Here is a 26437-nt window from a genome sequence, read left to right on the forward strand (position 1 = left end):
ATATGAGTGTAACGAATAATGAGAATAATCCAGAAGTTGGATTAGGCGATTTAGAGAAGACGGTGATATTGAATTCATTATTAGAAGTACCTTTTGAAGAACGCAACGAAAAATGGGTAGAAAGATTTCTTCAATCTATCGATCAAGCCAACCTAAAATTAGGAAGTCCAGAAGTGGTAATTGCGAGCGATGGATTCCCATATATACAACTTCAAAATGTAAAAACAGACGAAAGCTTCCAAGCATTTGTAATTAATAAACAGCTTCCCGCTATACTTACTCAGGGATTTGGAATTGTGATTAATGCGCAAAATGAGAGACCAGACTGGATTTTTACTTATGGTGATATTGTAAATTATGAACTGAATGATACTTTTTATTCGGATGAAAGCATTTTCTCCAATAATAAAGAACAAATTGTTATACAACCCGACGAACAAATCTTAGTTGGTGCACCTTCGGATTCAATTTTACCAAAATATGTTAAGAATCAACTACGTGAATTTTTAAAGCATGCCGGAATTGAAACGCCTAAAGCAATGATGATTGCACGTAATTATGAGAATGAGCAAGATGTAAAGCAAGATTTGGTTTTTAATTTTACACCTCCACAAATTGCTGACGAGAAAAAATTTGAAATTATTTCGAATACTATAGGATGGCTTTTGCCAAGACATTATTCAGTATTATTCGTAGACGAAAATGCTGTTGAAAAAGGATTTATAGAAATTTAGACTTATGACCTTTAAATATTTTGCTTCTGCTTTATTATGCGCTTCACTAATAGGATGTTCTGCAAGAAAAGAACATAAGGAAGAATGGAAACCATTATTTAATGGCAAAGATTTAACTGGTTGGACGGCAAAGATTTATCCTTATGATGTAGGTGAAAACTACGCTAACACGTTTCGTGTCAAAGATAATGTGATACAAGTGAATTATGATGGCTACGGTGACAAATTTCAGGATCGCTTCGGTCACTTATATTACGATATGCCTTATTCACATTACCATTTGAAATTAGAATATAGATTTTATGGGGATTTGTATCCTGAAGCACCAAGTTATACGTTGCGAAATAGTGGAATCATGTTTCATTCCCAAGATCCACGCACTATGCCTGCAAATCAAGATTGGCCAATATCAGTTGAAATGCAATTTTTAGGAGGATTGTCTGATGGAAAATCCAGAACGACAGGAAATATGTGTTCACCAGGTACACATATATACCTCAATGGAGAATTGAATACTACACATTGTATCAATTCGAATTCCAAAACCTACGATGGCGATCAATGGGTTAAAGCTGAACTTATTGTTTTGGGCGATTCGTTAATTCAACATATCATAGAGGGCGATACAGTATTAACGTATTCCAAACCGCATATAGGTGGTCCTGTAGTAAATAACTTCGATCCTCGTATCAAAGTAGATGGCTCAGCTCTCAAAGAAGGTTTTATTGCATTACAAAGTGAAGGTCAGCCTGTAGAGTTCAGAAATATATATTTAAAAGATTTATCTAAGAAAAACTAAAAAATCAATGTTTCCATTTAACGTTAGAGTATACGGAATACTTAGAACAGAAAACGATGATGTGCTGATCACGGATGAAAGAACTCAAAGCGTATCTTTCACTAAGTTTCCAGGAGGAGGATTAGAATATGGAGAAGGATTAATAGATGCACTCAAAAGAGAATTTATCGAAGAGTGCAATTTAAAAGTCGACATAGTGAGGCATATATATACTACTGATTTTTACGAGAAATCAAGTTTTAATAATAGTCAAATAATTAGCGTATATTATGAGGTTAAGGCTTTAGAAGATTTAAATATCGATCTAAAGAATTCACCATTCGAATTTGATAACAATATTATTGCAGATAAACTAGAAGTATTTAGATTAATAAATCTAAAAGATTTCACGATAGATGAATTAACATTTAAAACGGACAAAAAAGCTTTAGAAATATTTAAATTATTAACCAATAGTTAATAATTAAACTAATTAATATTTTTTTCTATAAAATTTTGAAATATTAAAACTTAATTTACTAAATTTATATCATCGATGATTCCTTGAAAATTTCAAAGCATCGATGCCCTATTCTCTTTTCATAAGAGATAAATAGTTAGTGTGATTTTAAGGCGATACTCCCAATATCGCCTTATTTTTTAGTTCAAAAAATAAGCTAATATCGCAATAATTATTCCGCCTAGAATAATCATCCATTTGAAACTTTTATCACCTTCTCTACTTCTATATTTGAAGTCTCTTTTATATTTATCTAAATCCATAGCGTCCTCCTTTTAGTATATGATGCAAATAGTCACTTTATTACATAATCTATTCGTGATGATAGGGTTCACCTTTCATAATCGTATAAGCGCGATATATTTGTTCAACGAAAAACAAGCGAACCATTTGGTGAGAAAAAGTCATCTTCGATAATGAAACAAGTGAATTGGCGCGTTGTTTTATTTCTTCAGAAAATCCATACGGTCCACCGACCAAAAACACGATATGCTGAACACTAGCAATCATTTTTTTCTCTAAAAAACATGAAAATTCTATAGAACTGTATTCTTTCCCACGCTCATCCAATAAAACTACATAATCCGTGTTTTGAATATGTTTATTAAATAATTCAGCTTCCTTTTCCTTTTGTTGTGATTGAGAAAGATTTTTCACATTCTTGACATCAGGGAGTACTACGATATTGAAAGTAATATAATGTTTTAATCGCTTATTATATTTATCAATTCCCTCTTGAATGTATTTGTCATCCGTTTTTCCTATGCACACTAGCGTTATCTTCATAACGTAAAATTCAGATAAATATTTGCATTAAAAAAATAAATAGTGATTACTATCACTATTTAAAATAAATATAGAAAATTATTTATTGTTTTTCAACAATAAATTAAACTAAAAATCGTATTTCGTTGCGTAACAACACAATCTTCTCATCGGATTCCAATTTATTCAAAATGCGGGAGATAACAACACGTGAAGAATTCAGATCCTTTGCAATTTCTGCATGCGTTATTGTTAATATTCGGTTTTCCTCAAGTTTGACTTTTTGATTTAAATAAGACATTACTCTTTCTTCCATATTGGAAAATGCTAAACTGTCAACGGCTTTTATCATTTCATCTAAACGAGTAGAATAACTTGATAGAATAAAGTTTCTCCAAGATTCATTTTCTGCTAACCATATGCTGAAATAATTATTTGGAACAAAAGCTATGTCAACCTTGGAATCAGCGATAACACGAATTGCACTTATCCGATTTTGGGTGCAACAGGTAGCTGTCATCGTACAAGTATCCCCACCGCTTAAATAATACAATAACAACTCACCTTTTTCAGCATCTTCGCGCATGACTTTGACAGCTCCGCTTAAAACAAGAGGTATAAAATGAATGGATTGACCTATTTCTAAAATTACTTCCGCTCTTTCAAAGCTTCTGAACTTAGCAACAGTCTCGATCTCACTTAGAATATTATTATCCAAAACGCCTGCATAGCGCGTTTTCAGCAAATCGTTCATATTTATATTATTTATACCAAAGGATTTCCCTTAGCTATCCAATCTTGCATACTTCCTGGATAATTTTTTACATTCGTGTATCCTTCTTTCTCAAGGAAAGATGTTGCTATTGTTGCCCTATCACCAGATTGACATTGAATAATTAGCGATTGATCCATATCAAAAGTAGGTAAATTCTTGGCCATATGCCCTACAAAATGATGCTTAGCTCCCTCAATGTGTCCTTTTCTAAACTCCACGGCACTTCGTACATCTAATAAAATTGACTTGTCCTTTGCTAATTCTTGTTTGACGAATTCCGCATCTACGATTGTAGTTTTAGTCAAATCACCTCTAATATCGGTTATAAAACCTTTAATATTATCTAATCCAATACGCATCAGTTTTCGGGTGATATCTTCCTTATCCACTTCTTCCCCAATTAATACCAAAGGTTTTTCATAAGGTAACATCCATCCTGCCCAAGTCGCCAAACTATTGTTGTTTTGAATATTTATAGATTTTGGCAAGTGACCATTCGCAAACTCCACTTTATTCCGCGTATCCACAAGAATTGCATCAGTAGCTATTTCATTAAGTGTTATTGTTGGATGCTTCGGAACCTCAGTTAATAACGCTCTATCTACTTTGTTCAATTTTTTCATCTTAGCAAAGTAGTATGGAGCTTCAGGCTGATCACGTAACAACTCCTCTTTAAAAGATTCAAAATCGTCATATTGCAATGCCCAATTTCTAATCTTTTCATACCCTACTGTGGTACTTGCTACCGCTCCCAAAGATTTACCACATGCAGAACCAGCTCCATGTCCAGGCCATACTTGAATATAATCGGGTAAAGATTTAAACAATTTTAACGACTCAAATAATTGCTGTGCACCAATATCTTTAGAACCTTCAACACCTGCAGCTTCTTCCAGTAAATCAGGTCTTCCTACATCACCCACAAATACAAAATCACCCGTAAATAGCATCACTGGTTGTTCTGTAGCTGGATGATCGGTCAGTAAGAAAGAAATACTCTCAGGCGTATGGCCAGGCGTATGAATCGTCTCCAAAGTCAAGTTACCAATGGAGATAACATCAGCATGCTTCAAGCCGATATGTGGAAACTCATACTGCCAATCAGCTCCTCCTTCATCAGATAAGTACAATTTTGCACCTGTCAAAGCAACAAGTTCTCTACTACCGCACAAGAAATCTGCATGAATGTGTGTTTCAGCCACATGCGTTATTGTTAAATTGTTGGCTTTAGCGATTTCCAAGTACGTATCCACATCGCGCTTAGGGTCAATAATTATTGCTTCTTTTGACACCTGACAACCAATCATATAACTCGCTTGAGCTAAAGTTTTATCATATATTTGTTCGAAAAACATTTCTAATAATTTTTAATTAAATAACACCAAATTCAGTAAGTAACACAAAAATTGCTACTGCCATAATTCCCATTGAAAAGATACGCTTCAACTTCATTCCATCTATTTTATTACTGATAAAAAAACCAATAAAAATCCCTACAATAGTCAAAAGCGTATATAGCAGCAATAAATTCCAATCAAATAATTCGATCCTTCTCCAATCACCTAACAATCCTAAAATAGAATTGATAGCGATCAACACTAATGATGTTGCTACAGCCTTTTTCATACTCAGATTGAAGAAATTAGTAAGCGCAGGAATAATTAGAAATCCGCCTCCAGCACCTACAATTCCTGTTACACTCCCCACAAATACACCCTTTAGTACAATAGTTATAAAGGGGAAATTTGTTTGTGGAATATTAATTTCTTGAAACATAGCATAAGCCGCAAATAGCATCAGGATTGCAAATAGAACCATCAATACAACTTCTTGCGCAACAGTATGGCCAAATAAATTTAGATGATCAGGGATTAATGGAACAATAAATTTCCGTGTCAAGAAAACTGATATCATTGACGGAATACCAAATTTCAAAAGCTTATCAAAATCAACATCTTTATGTATAAAGCCCTTTACACCACCTATAATTGATGTTGCTCCGATAGCAAAAAGCGAATATGCCGTTGCTAACACAGGATCAACCCCAAATACATAAACAAAAATTGGTACGGTGAGTATGGATCCTCCACTACCAACTAATCCTAACGTTACACCAACGAAAACCGCTAATATTAATCCAAATACAAACATTTAGTATCCAATTAGTGAGGCAAATATTTACGAATCAAACCGTAAAAATATGTTCCTGCCAATGCGCCGATGATAACGATGATGATTGAAAACACACCAGATCCCAAAAGTGCGAATATCGGTCCTGGACATGCCCCAACTAATGCCCAACCTAATCCAAAAAAAATACCACCAATAAGATATCTGGGAATTGATTTTGATTTTGGTTGAATAACTATATCCTCCCCATCAACATCCTTCGATTGACTTCTTTTAAAATATTGTACTCCGATTACGCCAACTGCTAGTGCAGACCCAATAAATCCATACATATGAAAAGATTGGAAATTAAACATCTCAAATATTCTAAACCAAGATGCTGCTTCAGCTTTATACATTACTATACCGAATGCTATTCCTAATAGCACGAAAATTAACTTTCTCATCATTCTAAAAAATTAAAGGGAACAAAACATGAACCATCAGAAGTCCACCAATAAAGAATCCAACGACAGCGACTAATGAAGGCCATTGCAGATCACTCAAACCCGAAATCGCATGTCCGGACGTGCAGCCACCTGCATAACGTGTTCCAAAGCCAATAAATAATCCACCTACCAATAGAATGATTATATTCTTCGGGCTTAAATCAAAAAATAATTCTGTAGGTAAATATGCTTTACCCGCACTTTCAAATCCATACGCTTGTAATGCAGAGATTGATTCTTCCGAAATAGGTGCTACTTGATTATTTGCTAAAAGATTTGCTGCTACGAATCCACCGATTATAGTTCCGAGTAAGAATAACAAATTCCAACGTTGAGATTTCCAGTTGAAATCAAAAAAATCACAACTCTTACCTGCCCCCATTGCGGCGCACATCGTTCTGAAATTGGATGAAAATCCAAAAGATTTCCCCAATTTTATTAGAATCAACATGATGATTGCGACTATTGGTCCTCCAATGTACCAAGGCCATGTTCCAAATATCATTTCCATATTTATTTCATTTTATACTACAAAAGTAATTGCTCTAATTCATTATGTTGGTAACTTAAGTTACTTAAAGATCATAATTACCAAAACAAAACTTTCAAGTCTTATCTAATTTACATAAAACAAAATCAATTATAGCTTAATAACTCATTATCCGAAAATTATTCATTTTTAATTTATTATTACCATAAAATCAACAGAATTAAGACTAAATAGCCTTAAAATAATATCTACTAAGAATATGGATTTAAGAGAAAAAATATACTATTTAAATCCAAAATCAACTCAGACATATCAGCAAAAGCAACTAGACTTGACGCTATATTGATTTAATAATTCCTAAAATATTTATAGCTTTAGCACATGGCAATTTTAACAGAAAAATTTAATACCGTAAACGATACAGCTCCTTTCTCGGCAATAGCGGAAAAGGATTATATCCCGGCCTTTGAAGAAGGCATTACATTGACTTTAAAAGAGATTGAAGATATTGTAAGCAACCCCGAGCCTCCAACATTTGCAAATACGATTGAAGCATTAGCGTATTCAGGATTAACATTGGATCGAATTAGTAATCTATTTTTTAATCTGCATTCCGCAGAAACAAATGATGAATTAGAAAAAATTGCACAAGAAGTCGCACCAAAACTTTCTGCACTTGGCAATGATATCACACTTAATATTGATTTGTTCTCTCGAGTGAAAGCGGTATACGATCAGAAAAGCACTTTAAACCTGACTCCTGAACAAGAAACTTTACTGGAAAAATCATTTAAAGATTTTGCTCGTAATGGCGCTCTATTAAATGATGAGCAGAAACAAAAATTACGCGAGATAGATTCCAAACTAGCTGTATTAAAATTAAAATACGGTGAAAATGTTTTAGCAGATTCTAATGCCTACCAATTGCATATAACGAATGAAAAAGATTTAGCTGGTCTGCCTGAAGGTGTTATAGAAGCAGCCGCATCACTTGCAAAATCAGAAAGCAAAGAAGGTTGGATATTTACGTTGGATTACCCCAGTTATATCCCTCTTGTGACTTATGCTGATAATCGCGAATTACGCAAAGAGATTACTTTAGCTGCAGGACGTAAAGGTTTTCAACAAAATGATAACAACAATGAAAGTAATGTCTTAGAAATAGCTAAGCTTCGTCATCAACGCGCACAACTGCTAGGCTATAAAACACATGCTGATTTTGTGTTAGCAGAGCGAATGGCAGAGTCACCTACCAAAGTACTTGCTTTTCTAAATAACTTGTTAGAAAAAGCTAAACCAGCAGCGCAACACGAATTCGAAGAACTTACAGCATTTGCTAAACAAAAAAATGGCATTGAGCAATTGGAAAAATGGGATGGATCTTACTATTCTGAAAAACTAAAACAAGAGAAATTCCAGTTGGATGATGAACTTTTAAAACCATATTTCAAATTAGAAAATGTATTGCAAGGTGCATTTGAGATCGCCAATAGATTATTTGATTTAAATTTTACCGAAGTACAAACCATTGACAAATATCATCCAGATGTACAGACTTATGAGGTGACAGATGGAAATAATAATTTTGTTGCTGTTTTCTATGCCGATTTCTTTCCACGCAAAGGCAAACGTCAAGGTGCTTGGATGACTTCTTTCAAACCGCAATATATTAAAGATGGCACTAATGAAAGACCACATGTTTCTATTGTCTGTAATTTCACACCTCCTACAGAAACTAAACCAGCTTTATTGACATTCAATGAAGTAACGACTCTATTTCATGAATTTGGTCATGCATTGCATGGCATGTTGGCAAATACACAGTATCCCAACCTATCGGGTACTTCCGTTTATTGGGATTTTGTGGAATTACCAAGTCAAATTATGGAAAACTGGTGTTATGAAAAAGAACCTTTAAACTTATTTGCTAAACATTACCAGACAGGTGAGATTATTCCAATGGAATTAGTTGAAAAAATCAGAGAATCTGCTGCATTCCTTGAGGGTATGGCAACAGTGCGTCAATTGAGCTTTGGTTTACTCGACATGGGCTGGCATGGTAAAGATCCTTCATCCATTTTGAATGTTAAAGAATTTGAAAAAGAGCAATTCGCTTCTACGCAATTCTACCCCGATGTAGAGGATAATGCGATGAGCACATCATTCTCCCATATATTTAATGGCGGATATTCATCTGGCTATTACAGTTACAAGTGGGCGGAAGTATTGGATGCTGATGCTTTCGAATATTTCAAAGAGAATGGAATTTTTAATAAGGAAATTGCAGACCAATTTAAAGATAATATCCTTTCGCAAGGTGGCACGGTTCATCCCATGAAGCTTTATAAGCAATTTAGGGGGCAAGAACCGCAAGTTGATCCGTTGTTAAGAAGAGCAGGATTGCTAAAATAATTAAATTAAACATACTTCTATACAGTATTTAGTATAATTTAATAAAAATTATTGCCACTGATTATCAAACAAATGCCTTTTTACATCGGTAAAAAGGCATTTTATTTTAAAAAACATTTTGCAGAAATGGATTATAGCTCTATATTTGCATCATCAAATCGGGACGGACGCGATGTTCGAAACAAAATTGAAAGACTTAAAAAAGCGAAAATAGCTCAGCTGGTAGAGCACAACCTTGCCAAGGTTGGGGTCGCGAGTTCGAATCTCGTTTTTCGCTCCAGAGTTGCCTAGGTGGTGGAACTGGTAGACACGCAGGACTTAAAATCCTGTTCCTGTTAAAGGAGTGCGGGTTCGATTCCCGCCCTAGGTACTTCAAACCCTTGATAACACATTGTTTATCAAGGGTTTTTCTTTTTATAGGGTGTAAAAAAAGGTGTAAAAGTTCGCCAGAAATTATTTAAAAAAACTGTATTATAGATTGGTATTTTGTGTAAATCGTCAGCAAAAAGTGGACACGTTATTTTAAAATCATAAGGAGTGTTTTCATCAAAAAGCATTAGATTTAATTATGGGAACACCAAAGAAAAAGAGTACTGAATCATTTGTAAAAGACATTCGTAAGAATGCGCGCAGGATCTTTACAGCCGAACAGAAGATTTTGATCGTTATGGAGGGTCTTAGAGCCGAGACCTCTGTGGCAGAATTATGCAGAAAGCACAGCATCGCCCAGTCCCAGTTCTACGCTTGGAACAAAGAGTTTATGGAAGCTGGCAAAAAACTTCTCAATGGAGATGTTGTACGTGAAGCTACCAGCGATGAAGTTTCAGATTTAAAGAAAGAAAATGCCCAGTTGAAAGAGATGGTAGCCGATCTGGTATTGCGTTACGATATTATAAAAAAAAGTTTGGACATGCTGGATTAATCCATAAATATCGGAAATATATGAGATTATCAGCAGGTGAGAAATACGAAATCATTCAGACCGTTACCACGAGTGAAATCGGTGTGAAACGCACCTTAGCAAGCTTCGGGATCGCTAGAAGTAAATTCTATAGATGGTATCAGAAGTATCTTGAAAACGGTTATGATGGCTTGAAACAAGGCCATAGAACTTATAAAAGACAATGGAACAGCATTCCCGAAGACCAAAAAGACCTAGTGGTTGAATTAGCTCTGGAACACTCCGAATTATCCTCCCGGGAACTGGCGTACAAGATCACCGATGAACATGGTATTTTTATCTCAGAATCCAGCGTTTACCGGATTCTGAAGCAAAGAAATCTGATCCCGGCGCCGAATCATTTCCTTCTTTCAGCAGCAAATGAGTTCAAGGATAAAACCAGCTTTGTGCACCAGATGTGGCAGACCGACTTTACCTATTTTAAGATTGTCGGTTGGGGATGGTACTATCTGAGCACGGTTCTGGACGATTACAGCCGCTACATTATCCATTGGGAGCTGTGCGATTCAATGAATGCAGAAGATGTGAAAAGAACGGTAAATACAGCCATTGAGAAAGCAAGACTAAAATCGAAAGCCAAACCAAAGTTGCTGTCAGATAACGGCCCTTGTTATGTTTCAAACGAGCTAAAAACATATCTCAAAGAGGATATGAAGATGAAGCAGGTTCACGGCAGACCGATGCATCCGCAGACACAGGGGAAAATTGAACGGTATCACAGAACGATGAAAAACGTAGTGAAATTAAACCACTTTTACCATCCAGAAGAACTTATCGAAGCCCTGGGAAACTTTGTGGACAACTATAACAATAGACGTTATCACGAATCGCTGCAAAACTTAACACCTGCAGATGTCTACTGTGGACGATCTGAAAGAATTTTGGAAAAAAGACAACAGGTAAAAATCGATTCTCTGAATAAAAGAAGACAATTGTATAATCAACAAAAATTAATAAATTTATAACTCGAAAGTCTCCTTAAGGTTCCATCCTAATGTGTCTAATTTAGTTTGAAGACGTACATTCAATAGGTATGCTTTTTACTTAATAGGGTTAAAAGAGTATTCAGAAATTGTTCTAATAAACATTCCTGAACACTCTTTTTTATTCCTCCTACTACCACTCTAAGACAAAGGCAACTATAGATACAGGGATTTACTTTGACAATTTCAATATCCTATACGCTCCCCTTGCTACAATTACAAATACAATAGCCCCAATAATCAAATCTGGATAACTTGAATTGAGCCAATTAACTAAAAGACCAGCAACAATAACTCCCGAATTGATAATGACATCATTTGATGTGAATATCATCGAAGCCTGCATATGCGCTTCTTTACTTTTGTTCTTTTGTAAAAGATAAAGGCAAAATACGTTTGCAATCAACGCTAAAACTGAAACGACAATCATTGTCTTGAAATCAGGCATAGCTTCAATTCCCATAAAACGTCTGATAACTTCAACGAAACCTACAATAGCCAGTAGGACTTGGAAGTATCCAGCAAATCTGGCGATGTTGTTTTTTAGAGCGATTGTTCCACCCACGGCGATTAATGCCAATGCGTAAACGACACTGTCTGCAAGCATATCCAAGCTATCGGCTATCAATCCCATTGAACCTGAAAAAACTCCGAATAACATTTCCAATCCAAAGAACAGGAAGTTGATAATCAACACGATCCAAAGTAATTTCCGTTGCTTGTTGCTTGTATCTGTTTCAACAACAAAATTGCTTTTTTCAGTTGAAACCAATGTAGTATTTAGGTTCAGTGTTCCCAAGGCCAAAAAAATTGGCTCTGGGTTTCCATTGTGATAAACGTCCAATTTTCTATTGGCTATATCAAATTCCAATCCTTTTACCGTATCAAAGTCTTGCAGTTTCATACGGATTAATTGCTCCTCGCTTGGGCAATCCATTTTAGTTATATTGAATATGGTTTTTTCCATTTGTTTTAAAGCTTGAATTTTATTCCTCCGTTAATCACAAATCCGTCCAAAGGTGCATAAATGTCTTTAAAAACCGGATTGGTTATTGTCCCTGTATAAATGCTATCAAAGCGTGTTTGTCGGGTGTCAAGGAAGTTTTCAAAGTTGATATACAGAGAAAATCTTTCCCAAATCTTTTCAGCCATAAATCCAGTAATAAAGTAATCTTTGCCCGTAGTTCCATTATTCAGCTTTTGGCGACTGAAATAATAGGCTTCCAGACCAATTTTCCATTTGTCTTCTATTTCATACATCAGGATGGAATTAATGCGGTGTTTTGGTGTTAAAGGGCTTTCTACAGTCGTTCCATTTTGGTGTAATCGGGCATCTGTATAGGTATAACCCAAAAACAATTTCAGGTCATCATAACCAATTTTAATATTGGTTTCTGTTCCTTTGGTATGGATGTAGCCAGGAGAATTAACAAACTGATACAGATTTGTCGACGGATTTTCAAGTAACAAGGGATTATCCAAATAGGTGTAAAAGAACAATTGATTTATGCTAAATGACCAATCTTCCCCAATGTAGGTGCGGTAATTGATGTCTGCATTTGCTCCATAACTTTTTTCCAATTTATTGGTCTTGTCGTCAATGGGCATTACATTTTGATATTGTAGGCGTTCGCTTTCTTCCGTAAAAATGGTAGGTGTTTTATAGCCAAATCCACCACCAACTCGTGAAGTTAAGCCCTCGGCAATGTGGAATAGAGCCGAAACTCTCGGTAAGAATACCACCCCATAATCCACAACATAATCCGTTCTAAAACCTGTTTCCAATTGAAACCAATCCGTAGCATTAAAAGAATTTTGTACAAAAGCACCGAATGTGGTCTGATTATAATCTCTCAACGGAGATGCCATAATCTGCTTTTCTTTGAAATTATCCGTCCAAATATTAATACCTGTGACCCATTCCGATTTTTCAGTACTGTTGGTGTAGTTGGCTTCGGTAAAACTTGCTGTTTGTGTTCCCTCAAACTGATAGTTTGGAATGGTAGTATTTCGGTTAAAATAACTTACACTATTTTTGACTTGAACAGTACTGTTTTCATTGATGATATGGTCGAAAACAAATTGTGTGGAATAGCGTTGTGTTTTATTTTCCTCAAAATATTGGTTTGTATTATCTCCATTTCCTTTGATGTAAAGCATATCACCTCCCAAACGGCTCTCGATCGTTGTGTTGATACCGAAGTTCAGTTTCGTCTTTTCATTGAAATAAATGAAGAGCTTCGGATTCAGTACATAGCGTTCGAATTGTGGAATAGCGGATAGTCCGTTCTTAGCAGGATCATAAGCTGCGTTACGGTTATGGGAAGCAAATATAGTTGTTCCAATTTTATTAAACCTTTGCCCATAAAAACCGTTTATATCTAAACCTCTACCGGATGTTCCGTTAAGGTGAAAACGTAAATCTCTTTCTTCCGTTGGTGTCTTGGAAATTAAATTTACCAAACCTGCTATTGCTCCACCACCATATAACGTAGATGTAGAACCTTTGATGACTTCTACTTGTTTGAGGTCAAGTGGTGGTATCTGTAACAAGCCCAATCCACTTGAAGCACCTGAATAAATGGGAAAACCGTCTTTCAGGATTTGTGTATATCTTCCGTCAAGTCCTTGAATACGGATACTTGCATTGGCGCTAGTAGGCGAAGTGGTTTGTACGTGAATACCTGTACTTTCCGCCAAAAGCATACGAATATCTCCTGGTTTCATATTACCTTTTTCACCCAATTCCTCACTTCCAATAAATTCGATACGGGTAGGAATATTCTGTATGCTTCTTGTACTCCTTGTAGAAGATATAACCACTTCTTCTAATTCCTCTGAATTTTCTTTGAGTAAGATTTCAATAACGCTGATGTTCTTTAATGGGAATTCCAATGTATCAATATGGTCGTTAAAACCGATATAGCTGAAATGTATTTCCTGTATCCCGTCAGGAATATTTTCTATTATGATGAGACCTTTTTCGTTTGATGTAGCGGCAAGCGAGGTTCCTTTTATAGATGCTGTCACTCCAATCAAAAGATTTTTGTTTTCACTGTCTTTAACAACAGCATTTAAAGTGTTTTGCGCGAAAACACAGAGATTTAGTGTCATAAAAAATGACATAAAGAGTATTTTTTTCATTGTCTGAAAAATTATTAATGTTTGAAAAATAAGAATTGACGGTTTGTAGCACCGTAATCTGTTATTGTGCCGAAGACACTAAAAACATTAATTAATTTTAGGGGGTTGCCAAATGGAAGAGAGTAAGTCTGAAACAGCTGACGCTGTTATTACACCTAATTTCTTTTTAGGTTGTTGGACATAATTGGTTGTTAAAGCATAAAAGGAAGTAATTACAAATCCAGTACAGGTATTGCATTTAGAAAAAGGAGAGCAACATTCCATACCGCAATCGTCGCTATCTTGTTCTTGACTATTTGTTGTTTGATGTATGACGTCAAAGCATTTATCTTCCATAAAGCCTGGCAAAGTCGATAAGACCAAGACCATTAATGCTAATATGAATGATAAATGCTTCATTTTACAAATATATTAAAAACTACGTTACACCTTCTCCCGAGGGAGTAAATTAAAATTACTCCCTATTTTTCATAAATTGACTTGTCCATTAAAATTTCATGCGTTGTATGCGTACAGCGTTTAAAATTGCCAATAATGCAACACCCACATCAGCGAAAACGGCTTCCCACATTGTAGCCAAACCACCTGCTCCCAGAACTAGTACAATTCCTTTTACTACAAATGCCATTGTGATATTCTGCCAAACAATTTTCTTAGTTTGCTTACCGATATTGATTGCCATCGGTATTTTACTCGGTTTATCATCCTGAATGACTACATCAGCTGTTTCAATTGTAGCATCGCTACCTAAACCGCCCATTGCAATACCAACATCGCTCAAAGCCACTACAGGCGCATCGTTCACTCCATCGCCTACAAAAGCTACGGTTTCGTTTTGGGATTTGATTTCTTTTACTTTATTTACTTTGTCTTCGGGTAATAAATCGCCAAAGGCATTATTAATTCCTAATTTATCGGCAACAAACTTTACTACGGTGCTTTTATCTCCGCTTAACATTGTAGTCTTTATGCCTAATACTTTCAGTTTGTCAATGGTTAGCTGTGCATCTTCCTTTATACTGTCGGCAATGGTAATGTAACCTACAAATTTTCCGCCGTAAGCAATGGCAATTAAAGTGTAAACAATTGTAGTGGGGTCTAAATCATAACTGATATTGAATTTATCCATCAACTTAAAATTTCCTACCAATAATTCTTTTCCATTTACATTGGCTTTCAAACCATGACCGGCGATTTCTTCTGTATTTTCTAACTTTATAGAACTGTCAATTTCACCTACATATTGATGGATAGCGGTAGCAACAGGATGGGTACTTTGGCTCTCTAAAGCATTTACCATTTTTAAGATTTCGTCTTTATCAAATTTAGATTGCAATACGACTTCTTGTACATTGAAAACGCCCTCCGTCATTGTACCCGTCTTATCCATTACAACGTTTTGGATATTGGCAAGTGCATCTAAGAAGTTACTTCCTTTAAATAAAATTCCATTTTTTGAAGCAGCACCAATTCCGCCAAAATAACCCAAAGGAATACTAATGACCAAAGCACAAGGACAAGAAATAACCAAAAACACCAATGCTCTGTACAACCATTGACTAAATACGTAATCGCTCACAAAAAAATAAGGTATGATGGTAATTAGCACTGCCAACAACACAACAATCGGAGTATAGATTTTTGCAAATTTGCGGATGAATAATTCTGTTGGTGCTTTTTGTGCGGTAGCATTTTGCACCATTTCTAAAATTTTAGAAAGCTTGCTATCAGTATAAGCAGTTGTTACTTTTACCTGTGCAACGGTCGTTAAATTTATCATTCCTGCCAATACAGTTTCGCCCTTGGTTTTAGTGTCGGGTTTACTTTCTCCTGTAAGTGCAGCGGTGTTGAATGAAGCAGTTTCGGATAATAATTGGCCATCTAATCCTAATTTCTCTCCTGGTTTTAGTTGGATAATATTGCCAATGTTTACACTTTCTGCTTTTACTGTTTTTGCTTGATTGTTTTCTAAAACAGTTACTTCATCGGGACGTTGGTCGAGCAAGGTTTTAATATTTGCTTTAGCTCTTGTCACTGCCAATGTTTGGAATACTTCGCCAACGGCATAAAACAACATTACGGCAACACCTTCCGGATATTCGCCAATGGCGAAAGCTCCGATGGTGGCAATGCTCATCAATAAAAATTCTGAAAACACATCGCCTTTTCTGATGCTTTCAAATGCTTCTTTAATTACGGGTAATCCAACAGGTGCATACGCTACCACATACCAAACAATTTTTATCCAACCAGTAAACCAAGATTGAGGAAGCCAATTATCGAAAACAATGGCAATCATCAATAATACAAAACTGATGATAGCAGGTAAAAACATTTGAAAGGTAGATTTATCGGTACTTCCATGATTATGAACGTCATCGTCGGTATGTTCGTGGTTGTGTCCATCGTCGTCGTGATGTTTTTCCAATAGCTTTTTAGCATCGGCATCGGTATATATTTTTTCTTCTTGAGGTGTACAACAAAGCTGTTTACCTTGTGGATCATACTTATGTTTGTGTTCCATTATAGTAATCTTTTAGTAGTTTGTTTATAGGATAAATATTCTTGTCCGTGTTGTTTTTCTAAAAATTGTTCTTCCAATCTTATCTGAATTTGGATAACGATATAAGTGGATAGCATCACGAAAAATGTAAGCACATTGGGTACTATGAAAAATATTCCTGTAACGCTGATTATCATTCCTAAAAAAATCGGGTTTCGGCTATAAGAAAATAAGCCTTTTGTTATTAATTCGGTTTTATTATTTTCGTCTATACCAATTCGCCAACTGTTGCTCATTTGATATTGAGCAACCGAAATCCAGAGTAGTGAAAGATGTATCAGCGTTAATCCAATTATCAAAAACACGTCTTTCATTAGATAAGAAATCGGCACTACATATTGATATGCTTTATCGCTGAATGAATAAATGAATATAGCTACGAAAAGTAAGACTATCAATACTTTCATCACAAAACCGATGTAATCGTGTGCATTATCCGTTTTGCCAAATGTTATAGGATTGATGCCTGTTTGCTTAAAGGTGCGGTATGACGGTAGCACAAAAGCTACCATCATATACAACACCAAATACAAAGGCAAATAATATTTTAACCAAATCATAGTTTCTAATTTTTAATGCTCATGTCCGCCTGTATTAGATAATTTGGCATTTACAAAAAATGCTCCTTTTACAACGATATGTGTACCATCAGAAATGTCATTAACAGGTGTAATAGCCGTATAACCTAATTCCGTAGCACCTTTCATCACTTCTATCTTTTCAAAATGTATGCCTTTTTCCGAACTGTGGTCGTGACTTTCGCCTTCTATATGTTCATGAGGTTCTTCTTCCTGTTCTTTGACCAAAAAGATATAATACTTACCATCGGCATTGACAATTGCATCATTTGGCACAGATGGATTTAAAACACCATCTAGATTTACTATACCTGTTATGTTCATCCCGTCTATAAGTCCTGTTTTATCCCCAATAACCTTACTGTGCACAGCAATAGTCTTGCTATTACTATTGAAAGAAGAACCTATATTATATACTTCCGCAGTATATGTTTTGTTCGGGCTATTTGTTACAACAAAATCTATTTTCTGACCAACTTTGATTCCAGGGAGGTCTTTTTCAAATACCTGTAAATCTAAATGCAAAGCACTGTTTTCCACCAATTCTGCAATAGGCGAAGAGACATCCACATAGCTTCCAATCTTGGCAAAAACATTACTAACAACTCCATTTATGGGACTTGTAACTGTCAATGATGATTTAAGGGTGGAATTTGATAGGGAAGCCGGATTGATACCCATCAGCTGTATTTGCTGTTGCAATGATGCTTTTCGGGTTCTTAAAGTATTCAATTCGGTTGTAGCACTTTGCAAATTCTTTTTTGCACCTACATTCCCCTCGTTCAGGTCTCTTTGTCTTGTGAGCTCCTGTTCTGCAAATTCTATCCCGCTATTGATAGTTAGATATTCCTCCTGTAGCTGTATAAATTGCGGATTGGAAATGGTGGCAATCGCTTGTCCTTTCTTTACATAATCTCCTATTTCTACATTAAGCGTTTTTATGATTCCCCCGAACAGGGACGTAGCATTAGCCTTGTTTGTATTGGGAACTCTTAAGAACCCATTGGCTTTCATCGTGGCAGATAATTGTTTCTGTTCAATTGAACCGATTTCAATACCTACTGTTTTTATTTGTTCCTCAGTAAGTGTTACAGAGCTTTCTTCTTCGTGTTCATCTGATGATGTTTCCGACGGTGTACCATGATTATGTCCATCCCCTTCTTTATGATTGTTTGTACAGGCATAAAAAGAAATTAAAGCTCCAGCGATTAAAACGCCCAAAAACAACTTATTTATATTACGTTTCATAGAATGTTTTATTTGCTAATTAGTGAATTGATAAGCGTTACAGTTTCATTGATTTGCTGTATGCTTTTTAGATAATTAAGTTGGATATCTGCTGTTGTCTGCAAAGCAAAAAGATATTCAACATATGATATTTCGCCAGTCCCATACCCGAGCTTTGCCGCTTGGATGATTTCATTAGCGTTTGGAAGTGCCTGCTGCTTGAAATAGTTAAACTGTATTAAATGTTGCTCATATTGATTTATAGCATTTGTCAACTCTGTTTTTAACTGTTGTTCCTGCCATTTTGCATTCAATTCCAATGATTGTTTTTGATAATCAAGAGAACGTATTTTAGCTTTGGTAGCTCCAAAAGTTAACGGGATAGAGATACCCACATCAACAAAACTAAACCTTTGGTCTCTTCCGTAAAACCGCTCTACGCCATTCCTACTGTGCATTCCTATTAACGAGACATTATTATATCCTATGGTAAAATCCGGCAGCCCATTTGCTCGTTCTACTTTTTTACTTTGTTCAGCAATTTTGGCATCCTGATATAACATTTGAATGCGAGGATGATTTTCAATGGCAGAACTGTCAATAAAAGAACTCAAAAGCAACGGGTCATACTCCGGTTTAGTTTCAATAACAAAATCATCCTGTATCTGCATTAAGGTTTTAAGATATTTATAGGCATTTTGTCTGAAAATCTCATTTTGTTGGAATAACAAGTTTATTTCGCCTTTCTTGGTAACTGCCGTATTTACATCAAGTTTGCCTATATCTCCGGTTTTATATCGTAATTCTGCAACTCTGATAAAATCTGCATAAATACTATCTAAGTAATTCAAGACCGAAGCATTATGCTCTAAATATTCCAACTGATAATAATAGTTTCTAACCTGTCTTTTCAGTTCGTTTTCTGTCAATACTTTTATCCACTGCTGGCCTTTAACCTGCTCTTTGACCAAATTTTTCTTTGCACCGAAGAGTGTAGGAAATGGTATGTTCTGGGAAATCTGAATACCATCATTATATTCAAAGCCATCATTATTTCCGTACTGAAAGTTTAAAGCTGTTTTGGGTAATTCAAAAGCTGTCTTGCTTAGGCTTTGAACTGATTTAATTTCCAGATTTTTTGCCTGTATTTCAGGGTTATTCTGTAAAGCAATTTCAATAGCCTGATTTACATCTATGATTTGCGCATTACTGTTTTGAGAAAAACCTAAGAAAACCAACAGTAATAGTACCGGAGTTACAGTTTTAAATTTGCTATTTCTCGTTGGTTTATTGCTTTTCATAAATAGAAGGTATAATAGTGGTAGTACAAAGAGGGTTAATGCCGTTGCTGTAATTAATCCGCCAATAACCACGGTTGCCAAAGGTTTCTGAACTTCTGCCCCTGCGCTGGTACTCAATGCCATAGGTAAAAATCCCAAACTGGCTACTGCTGCTGTCATCAATACAGGTCTTAACCTTGTTTTAGTTCCTTCAATAATTCTCGGTATAATCTCATTCCAACCCTCTTTTTCTAATCTGTTAAAGGTTGAAATCAGAACTATTCCATTTAAAACAGCTACGCCAAATAATGCAATAAATCCAACGCCTGCTGAAATACTGAAAGGCATATCCCGTATTAACAGCGCAAACACACCACCAATGGCACTCATCGGAATAGCCGTAAATACTAAAATGGCTTCTTTCAAAGAATGGAAGGTGAAATACAATAGTGTGAAAATTAAAAGTAATGCGATTGGAACAGCAATCAATAATCTGTCGGTCGCTTTTTGAAGATTTTCAAACTGACCACCATAGGTAAAATAATAACCTGTCGGTAGCTTAACCTGTTCAGCCAATTTTTCTTGAATTTCATTGACTATACTTGCTACATCTCTTCCCTGAACGTTGAAGCCTACATATATTCTGCGTTTACCTCCTTCACGGCTGATTTGTGCAGGACCCAATTTATAGTCAATCTCGGCAATCTGCGACAGCGGTATCTGGTCTCCATTTGGTATTGGAATAAATAGATTAGCCACATCTTCGATAGAAGCTCTATGGGCTTCATCCAGCCGTACAACCAAGTCAAACTTGCGCTCATTTTCATAAACCACTCCGGCAGCTTTACCTGCGAACGCTGTGCTGACAATATCATTTATTTGCTCTACATTCAATCCATAATTAGCAATCCGTGTACGGTCATACTCAATATTGATTTGCGGAAGACCAGCTACCCGTTCTACTTGTGGGGCTGTTACTCCTTCGACTGATTGTATGATATTATTAACCTTATTCGCATAAAACTCTAAAGAGTCCAAGTCTTCTCCAAATATTTTCACAGCTACATCCTGCCTGATACCTGTCATCAGTTCATTGAAACGCATCTGTATTGGCTGATTGGCTTCAAAAAATACACCGGGAATACTTTCCAGTTTCTCCATCATTTCGTTTGAAAGCTCGTCATACGATTTTTTAGTTTTCCACTCTTTTTGAGGTTTAAGGATAATCATTAAGTCGGTAGCTTCTGGTGGCATAGGGTCTGTTGGCACTTCGGCTGCGCCGGTTTTACCGACTACCATTTTTACTTCATCAAAGTCCTTAATAATTCTTGAAGCCTGCATCGAAGTTTCAAGACTTTGGCTCAATGAAGTCCCTTGCGGTAAGATACAGTGAAAAGCAAAATCGCCTTCTCCTAATTTTGGTAAAAACTCTCCACCCATATTTGAAAAAATTAAAATGCTGATTGTGAAAATTCCTGCCGAAATGGTAATAACGACATATTTTATCCTTATCGCTTTCTCCAATAAAGGTTGATATATACCTTGGAGATAGCTCATCATTTTATCAGAAAAATTCTTCTTGGTGATTGGTTTTTTGGATAAACACAATGCACTCATCATCGGGATATAAGTAAATGACAGGATTAATGCGCCCAAAATAGCAAAACTTACCGTTTGAGCCATTGGTGTAAACATTTTTCCTTCTATACCAACCAAGGTTAATATTGGAATATAGACAATGAGGATAATAATTTCTCCAAAGGCAGCACTTGTACGGATTTTCCTTGCCGATTCATAAACTTCCTCATCCATTTCATTTTGAGTAAGCTTCAACTTCGATTTTCGTAAGCCTAAGTGGTGTAAGGTCGCCTCAACTACAATCAAAGAACCATCTACTATTAATCCAAAATCAATAGCTCCCAAACTCATTAAATTAGCGCTCACGCCAAACACTCTCATCATACCCAATGCGAAAAGCATCGACAAAGGTATGGCTGATGCGACTATCAAACCTGCTCTAAAATTCCCTAAAAAGATAATTAGTACAAAAATTACAATCAACGCACCTTCAATGAGGTTTTTTTGAATCGTACTAATTGCCCTATCAACCAAATCCATTCTATCTAAGTAGGGCTCTATTATTATATCATCAGGTAAAGATTGTTGGATGACCGGTATTTTTTCTTTGATGTTTTTTACAACCTCAGAAGTGTTTTCTCCTTTGAGCATCATAACAATACCACCTACGGCATCTACCTCCCCATTATAGGTCATAGCACCATATCGGGTAGCGTGACCAAATTGCACTTTAGCTACATCTTTGATAAATACGGGAATACCGTTCGGGGTTTTTACAACAATATTTCCTACATCTTCAAGCGAAGTGACCAAACCTACTCCCCGAATAAAGTAAGCATTCGGTTTTTTATCGATATAGGCACCTCCAGTATTTTGATTATTGGATTCCAATGCCGTGAAAATGTCAGAGATACTGACATCCATTGCTTTAATCCTGTTCGGGTCAACAGAAACCTCATATTGTTTAAGCAAACCACCAAAACTATTGACTTCGGCAATTCCCGGTGTTCCATAAAGTTGGCGGGCAACAATCCAATCCTGCATTGTCCGTAAATCCATTGCGGAATATTTATCCTCACTGCCTTCTTTTGGATGAAGAATATATTGGTACACTTCCCCAAGACCTGTACTGACTGGTGACAGTTCAGGAGTTCCAACTCCTTCTGGTATTTGCTCTTCTGCCTCTTTTAGTTTTTCGTTGACTAACTGTCTGGCAAAATAGATATCTACTTCGTCCTTAAAGACAACCGTTACAACGGAAAGCCCGAATCTTGAAATACTTCTTATTTCTTCTACATTGGGAAGATTGACGATGCTTTGCTCAACGGGAAAAGTAACTAATTGTTCTACTTCCTGTCCGGCTAATGTAGGAGATAGGGTGATAATCTGAACCTGATTATTCGTTATATCAGGTTGGGCATCAATGGGGATTTTGGTGGCACTCCATACCCCCCAAATGATAAGTAATAAGGTCATCAATCCAATAATGAACTTATTCTTTATGGAGAATTTTATAATATTATCTAACACGGTTTGTGATGATTAATGATGAATTAATAATGATGAAATCGCATGATTATGCATTTAGGCAAAATAAATAGCCCCTAAATTATTCAGTTTAATGCTTTCACATCAAACTATAATCACTAAAACATTAAATTATGCATTAATCTGTGGCGGTTGCCAAATTTTACCGAAGTACCGAGGTATAAATTGAGAAATGTATTGTGGATTAGGTTTAGATAGTTCGAATGTTTTGATTTCGGAAAAACTGATCTTCCAATAGAATACTACCCCCGAAACCGTTCCACAACAATTACACAAACAAAACGGACTACAGAAATCCTTTGTTTCTGAATTGTCATGGCTGTGTTGTGATTGTTCTGAATAGTCGTTATGTTGAAATGTTTCTTTTTCAAACGTATCAGCACACGGCATTAAAAACACCGCCATCATATAAATTGCTAATATGGAAAAAAACACTTTCATTATGATGACAAATATAGAAAAATAAACTTTGCAATCCGATTGCAAAGTTTCAAACTATTTTAATTGCATTTGTCGCACCGTCCTTTGAGCACCAAATTGATGCCTTCTAATTTAAAATTTTGAGGGATGTTGATGTTTGGAATTTCTGCATCTGTAAGGCAAAAAGTTCGTTTGCATTGTGAGCAACGGAAATGCGTATGCTGTTCTGAAGGATTGCAACTACAACCCGGTTGGCAAAGTGCATATTTTACAATTCCTGTTCCGTCATCAATAGTATGGATAAGTTTGTGCTCCACAAAAGTTTTAAGTGTTCTAAATAGCGTAACATTATCTGCATTTTCAAACTGCTCTACTAACTCTTTATGACTAATCGCATATTGTTGTTTCAGTAATTTTTCAACCACCAACAAACGCATTGCTGTAGCTTTAATATTTCTTTGCAGTAATATATCTTCTTCGTTTTTCATAATGATTAATTTCTATTATCATTTACTCTAAATTGAGAGCTATGTTAAAATGGGTGTCCAAAGTAAGGGTTTTGCTATTTAAGCTAAAATATAATTTCTTATTAATACGAATTAAGGGTTGGTTTTTAATGAGTTTGTATTTTTAATAGTTGTGGTTTTACAATATTTAATTTTTATACTATGTATTGTAATAAACCAAAATCAATTGATGGTTTTAACCCTTAATTCGTATTACATATACACTTATTATTTAATAATTTAGCGCAAGCCCCACTCCAAATCCCATATCACTATCATAATGTGTACGGATACCCATATTTTTATTAATTATATATTTCAAATCTGCCATATATTCCATATCGGTATTAAACATAAAACCCGCTCTCAATCTTTTTGAGACAGGAATATCCTCACGCATTAATGAAAGGCGAACAATACCGTCATGATAGACTTCTGCCTGAAAATTAACTAACATAGGTAAAGTGTACATAAAACCTAAACTAACCGCTCTGCGAGAGTCCTTTTCATTTTTCTGTCCAAATAGATTTGTTTCGTGTTCATCCATTCCCATTTTTCGGTAACGATAATCGAAACCGACAAATGGCATAAACCACTGCATTTTCCCAATATATCTACCTACATGAGTTTCTACCTCGTAGCCGTGCATATCGTTGTAGCCTAAACGCCATTCTGTACCTAAACTCCATCTTGCATTTTGAAACATTGCTTCTCCATCATTACCATTGGATGCAAAATCGTTCTGCGCCATAAAGTGTGGCATATTACTTTCTCTCTGCAACTTTTTATAGGCTTGTTTTTTGTTGGGCAAATATGGATTTTCGTAATCATCAACAGCGAAAACCCTATTCATACCAGACATCATGTGATATAAGATATGACAATGGAAAAACCAATCTCCCTCTACATTTGCTAGAAACTCTATGGTATCAGTTTCCATTGGCATGATATCCAATACATTTTTAAGTGGTGATTTTTCCCCTTTACCATTGATCACTCTGAAATCAAAACCATGTAAATGCATCGGGTGACGCATCATTGAATTGTTATGAATCGTAATTCTAAGAATTTCTCCTTTTTTTACTGGAATTTTATCAACTTCTGAAAGAATTTTATTATCCATACTCCATACATAACGGTTCATATTTCCCGTTAGGGTAAATTTTAATTCTTTGATCGGTGCATCCTTGGGAAGTTCAGTATTATATGGTGATTCCAACATTGCATAATTCAACGTTTTGATTTCTCCTAAGGCATTTGCATCGTAACGATTGGCATTACTCTCCATGTTATGTTGACTATGATCTTCTTTAGCCTCCCCAGTAATTTCAGGATACATGACCACATTCATATCCATTTTGTTCAGACTCATTTTCATCCCCATATCATCCAGATCACCGTTCATCTTCATCATATCGTTCATCATCTTCATCCCTTCAAAATATTTCAATTTTGGTAGTGGCGAAATGAGTTGTTTGATACCATTACCTACGAAGTAACTTGCCGATTGCGTTCTATCTTCCGTAGTGGCTAAAAATTCATAAGCAACACCATCTTCTGGAATGGTGACTACAATATCGTAAGTTTCAGACACAGCTATAATTAATCGATCTACTTCAACAGGTTCAACATCATTTCCGTCATTTGCTACCACTGTTATTTTACCCCCAGCATATCGTAACCAAAAATAGGATGATGCTCCGCCATTTGAAACTCTCAACCGCACTTTATCACCTGCTTTTAGCGCTCGTCCATCAACTGTTTTCAAATTGGTGGAATGATTTCCATTAATTAATATTTTATCATAATACACATCACTAACGTCCATCGCCAACATACGCTTCCATTCGTTGGTCAATTTAGTTTTAAGCTGTCCCTCTTTAATAGCTTCCGCATAAGATTGTGTTGCATTTTTTTTGATAGCCGCCCAATCATTGGCATTATGCAACATTCGATTGATGTTATTAGGATTAAGGTTGGTCCATTCGCTTAAAATAATGGGAACAGTTGGTAAATCATCTATTCCTTTTCGAAAGGTTTTATCGTCATCTCGTTTTTTCATTACAAAACTGCCATACATTCCAATCTGTTCTTGTAAACCGGAATGAGAGTGATACCAATGTGTTCCATGTTGTATAATCGGGAAGCGATAGGTATATGTAGCACCTGCTGCGATTGGCTTTTGTGTAAGCCAAGGCACTCCGTCTTCTTTGTTGGGTAGGAACACTCCGTGCCAGTGTAACGAGGTGCTTTCCTTTAATTGGTTATGCACCACAATTTCGGCTGTGTCTCCTTCTGTAAAGGTGAGTGTAGGCATTGGTATTTGCCCATTTACGGCAATAGCTCTTTTTTCTTTGCCCGCATAGTTTACCAATGTATCTTTTACATACAGGTCATACTTTACGACTTTCCCTCCCTTGATATCTTTTTTGGGAAGAACAGGAATAACCTTTTGATCTTTATCCTCTGGTAAATGCCCTGTTTGAGCATGCATACCTAGATGCATCAACATGAATGCTGATAGCAAAGTATATATTTTAATTTTCATTTGAATATT

At 35.8% G+C, this 26437-nt stretch carries 21 protein-coding genes and 2 tRNA genes; 7 read left to right on the plus strand and 16 right to left on the minus strand.

Going from position 1 to position 26437, the window contains the following annotated elements; translation table 11 throughout:
* Positions 1–2: 2 nt before the first annotated feature.
* Genes FLS47_RS01155 through FLS47_RS01165 form a run of 3 tightly spaced genes read left to right on the plus strand, consistent with a single transcriptional unit; the run spans position 3 to position 1993 of the window.
* Positions 3–734, plus strand: coding sequence for a hypothetical protein (locus FLS47_RS01155; protein ID WP_149912569.1), 732 nt, complete (start codon positions 3–5; stop codon positions 732–734).
* 4 nt (positions 735–738) lie between these two features.
* Positions 739–1533, plus strand: a complete 795-nt coding sequence (locus tag FLS47_RS01160) for a 3-keto-disaccharide hydrolase (RefSeq protein ID WP_149912570.1) — start codon at positions 739–741, stop codon at positions 1531–1533.
* Between the two features lie 7 nt (positions 1534–1540).
* Positions 1541–1993, plus strand: a complete 453-nt coding sequence (locus FLS47_RS01165; RefSeq protein WP_149912571.1) for an NUDIX domain-containing protein — start codon at positions 1541–1543, stop codon at positions 1991–1993.
* Positions 1994–2344: 351 nt separating this feature from the next.
* Here FLS47_RS01165 and rlmH read toward each other — a convergent pair whose 3' ends face one another.
* The 6 genes from rlmH to FLS47_RS01195 all read right to left on the minus strand — a co-directional run bounded on the left by rlmH (position 2345) and on the right by FLS47_RS01195 (position 6701).
* Positions 2345–2818 carry a 23S rRNA (pseudouridine(1915)-N(3))-methyltransferase RlmH gene (gene rlmH / locus FLS47_RS01170; RefSeq protein WP_149912572.1) on the minus strand — a complete coding sequence of 158 codons (474 nt, stop codon included), beginning with the start codon at positions 2816–2818 and terminating at the stop codon, positions 2345–2347.
* Between the two features lie 103 nt (positions 2819–2921).
* Complete coding sequence (locus FLS47_RS01175; RefSeq protein ID WP_149912573.1) at positions 2922–3551, minus strand: Crp/Fnr family transcriptional regulator; 630 nt, start codon at positions 3549–3551, stop codon at positions 2922–2924.
* Between the two features lie 11 nt (positions 3552–3562).
* On the minus strand, positions 3563–4927 hold the full coding sequence (locus FLS47_RS01180; protein ID WP_149912574.1) for an MBL fold metallo-hydrolase: 1365 nt from the start codon (positions 4925–4927) through the stop codon (positions 3563–3565).
* Positions 4928–4943: 16 nt separating this feature from the next.
* Entirely contained in the window at positions 4944–5723 is a 780-nt protein-coding gene (locus tag FLS47_RS01185) for a sulfite exporter TauE/SafE family protein (RefSeq protein WP_149912575.1), read from the minus strand.
* An 11-nt stretch (positions 5724–5734) separates the two neighbouring features.
* Complete coding sequence (locus FLS47_RS01190; protein WP_223225077.1) at positions 5735–6151, minus strand: DUF6691 family protein; 417 nt, start codon at positions 6149–6151, stop codon at positions 5735–5737.
* A gap of 1 nt (position 6152) precedes the next feature.
* The gene (locus FLS47_RS01195) at positions 6153–6701 is read right to left on the minus strand and encodes a YeeE/YedE family protein (RefSeq protein WP_149912576.1); all 549 of its coding nucleotides are present in this window, start codon (positions 6699–6701) and stop codon (positions 6153–6155) included.
* 360 nt (positions 6702–7061) lie between these two features.
* Between FLS47_RS01195 and FLS47_RS01200 the strand changes: the two genes are divergently transcribed.
* The 4 genes from FLS47_RS01200 (at position 7062) to FLS47_RS01215 (ending at position 11018) form a co-directional block, all read left to right on the plus strand.
* Complete coding sequence (locus tag FLS47_RS01200; protein ID WP_149912577.1) at positions 7062–9092, plus strand: M3 family metallopeptidase; 2031 nt, start codon at positions 7062–7064, stop codon at positions 9090–9092.
* 204 nt (positions 9093–9296) lie between these two features.
* Positions 9297–9372 (plus strand) — tRNA-Gly (locus FLS47_RS01205).
* Positions 9373–9377: 5 nt separating this feature from the next.
* Positions 9378–9462 (plus strand) — tRNA-Leu (locus FLS47_RS01210).
* A 198-nt stretch (positions 9463–9660) separates the two neighbouring features.
* Positions 9661–11018, plus strand: a protein-coding gene (locus tag FLS47_RS01215) for an IS3 family transposase (protein WP_394349495.1) whose coding sequence is annotated in 2 segments (ribosomal slippage) — positions 9661–9976 and positions 9976–11018 — 1359 coding nt in all. Because the reading frame shifts where the segments join, the coding sequence is not laid out codon by codon here.
* A 190-nt stretch (positions 11019–11208) separates the two neighbouring features.
* Here FLS47_RS01215 and FLS47_RS01220 read toward each other — a convergent pair.
* From FLS47_RS01220 to FLS47_RS01265, 10 genes are all read right to left on the minus strand, one after another.
* The gene (locus FLS47_RS01220; protein WP_149912578.1) at positions 11209–12003 is read right to left on the minus strand and encodes a cation transporter; all 795 of its coding nucleotides are present in this window, start codon (positions 12001–12003) and stop codon (positions 11209–11211) included.
* A 5-nt stretch (positions 12004–12008) separates the two neighbouring features.
* Positions 12009–14180, minus strand: a complete 2172-nt coding sequence (locus tag FLS47_RS01225) for a TonB-dependent receptor (protein ID WP_149912579.1) — start codon at positions 14178–14180, stop codon at positions 12009–12011.
* Between the two features lie 87 nt (positions 14181–14267).
* Positions 14268–14579 carry a hypothetical protein gene (locus tag FLS47_RS01230; RefSeq protein ID WP_149912580.1) on the minus strand — a complete coding sequence of 104 codons (312 nt, stop codon included), beginning with the start codon at positions 14577–14579 and terminating at the stop codon, positions 14268–14270.
* A gap of 88 nt (positions 14580–14667) precedes the next feature.
* Entirely contained in the window at positions 14668–16704 is a 2037-nt protein-coding gene (locus FLS47_RS01235; RefSeq protein WP_149912581.1) for a heavy metal translocating P-type ATPase, read from the minus strand.
* Positions 16704–17303, minus strand: a complete 600-nt coding sequence (locus FLS47_RS01240) for a methyltransferase family protein (RefSeq protein ID WP_149912582.1) — start codon at positions 17301–17303, stop codon at positions 16704–16706. The genes FLS47_RS01235 and FLS47_RS01240 overlap by 1 nt, the downstream gene beginning before the upstream one ends.
* 12 nt (positions 17304–17315) lie before the next feature.
* Positions 17316–18569, minus strand: a complete 1254-nt coding sequence (locus FLS47_RS01245) for an efflux RND transporter periplasmic adaptor subunit (protein WP_149912583.1) — start codon at positions 18567–18569, stop codon at positions 17316–17318.
* 8 nt (positions 18570–18577) lie between these two features.
* Positions 18578–22936, minus strand: a complete 4359-nt coding sequence (locus tag FLS47_RS01250; RefSeq protein ID WP_149912584.1) for a CusA/CzcA family heavy metal efflux RND transporter — start codon at positions 22934–22936, stop codon at positions 18578–18580.
* A gap of 129 nt (positions 22937–23065) precedes the next feature.
* On the minus strand, positions 23066–23395 hold the full coding sequence (locus FLS47_RS01255; protein ID WP_149912585.1) for a DUF6660 family protein: 330 nt from the start codon (positions 23393–23395) through the stop codon (positions 23066–23068).
* A gap of 59 nt (positions 23396–23454) precedes the next feature.
* Positions 23455–23862: a Fur family transcriptional regulator gene (locus FLS47_RS01260; protein ID WP_149912586.1), complete on the minus strand. Its 408-nt coding sequence runs from the start codon at positions 23860–23862 to the stop codon at positions 23455–23457.
* A 250-nt stretch (positions 23863–24112) separates the two neighbouring features.
* A complete protein-coding gene (locus FLS47_RS01265) occupies positions 24113–26428 on the minus strand; it encodes a multicopper oxidase family protein (protein WP_223225078.1) in 2316 nt (771 codons plus the stop codon).
* Positions 26429–26437: the final 9 nt, after the last annotated feature.

It is taken from the genome of Sphingobacterium cavernae, from assembly GCF_008520265.1.
Lineage (GTDB): Bacteria > Bacteroidota > Bacteroidia > Sphingobacteriales > Sphingobacteriaceae > Sphingobacterium > Sphingobacterium cavernae.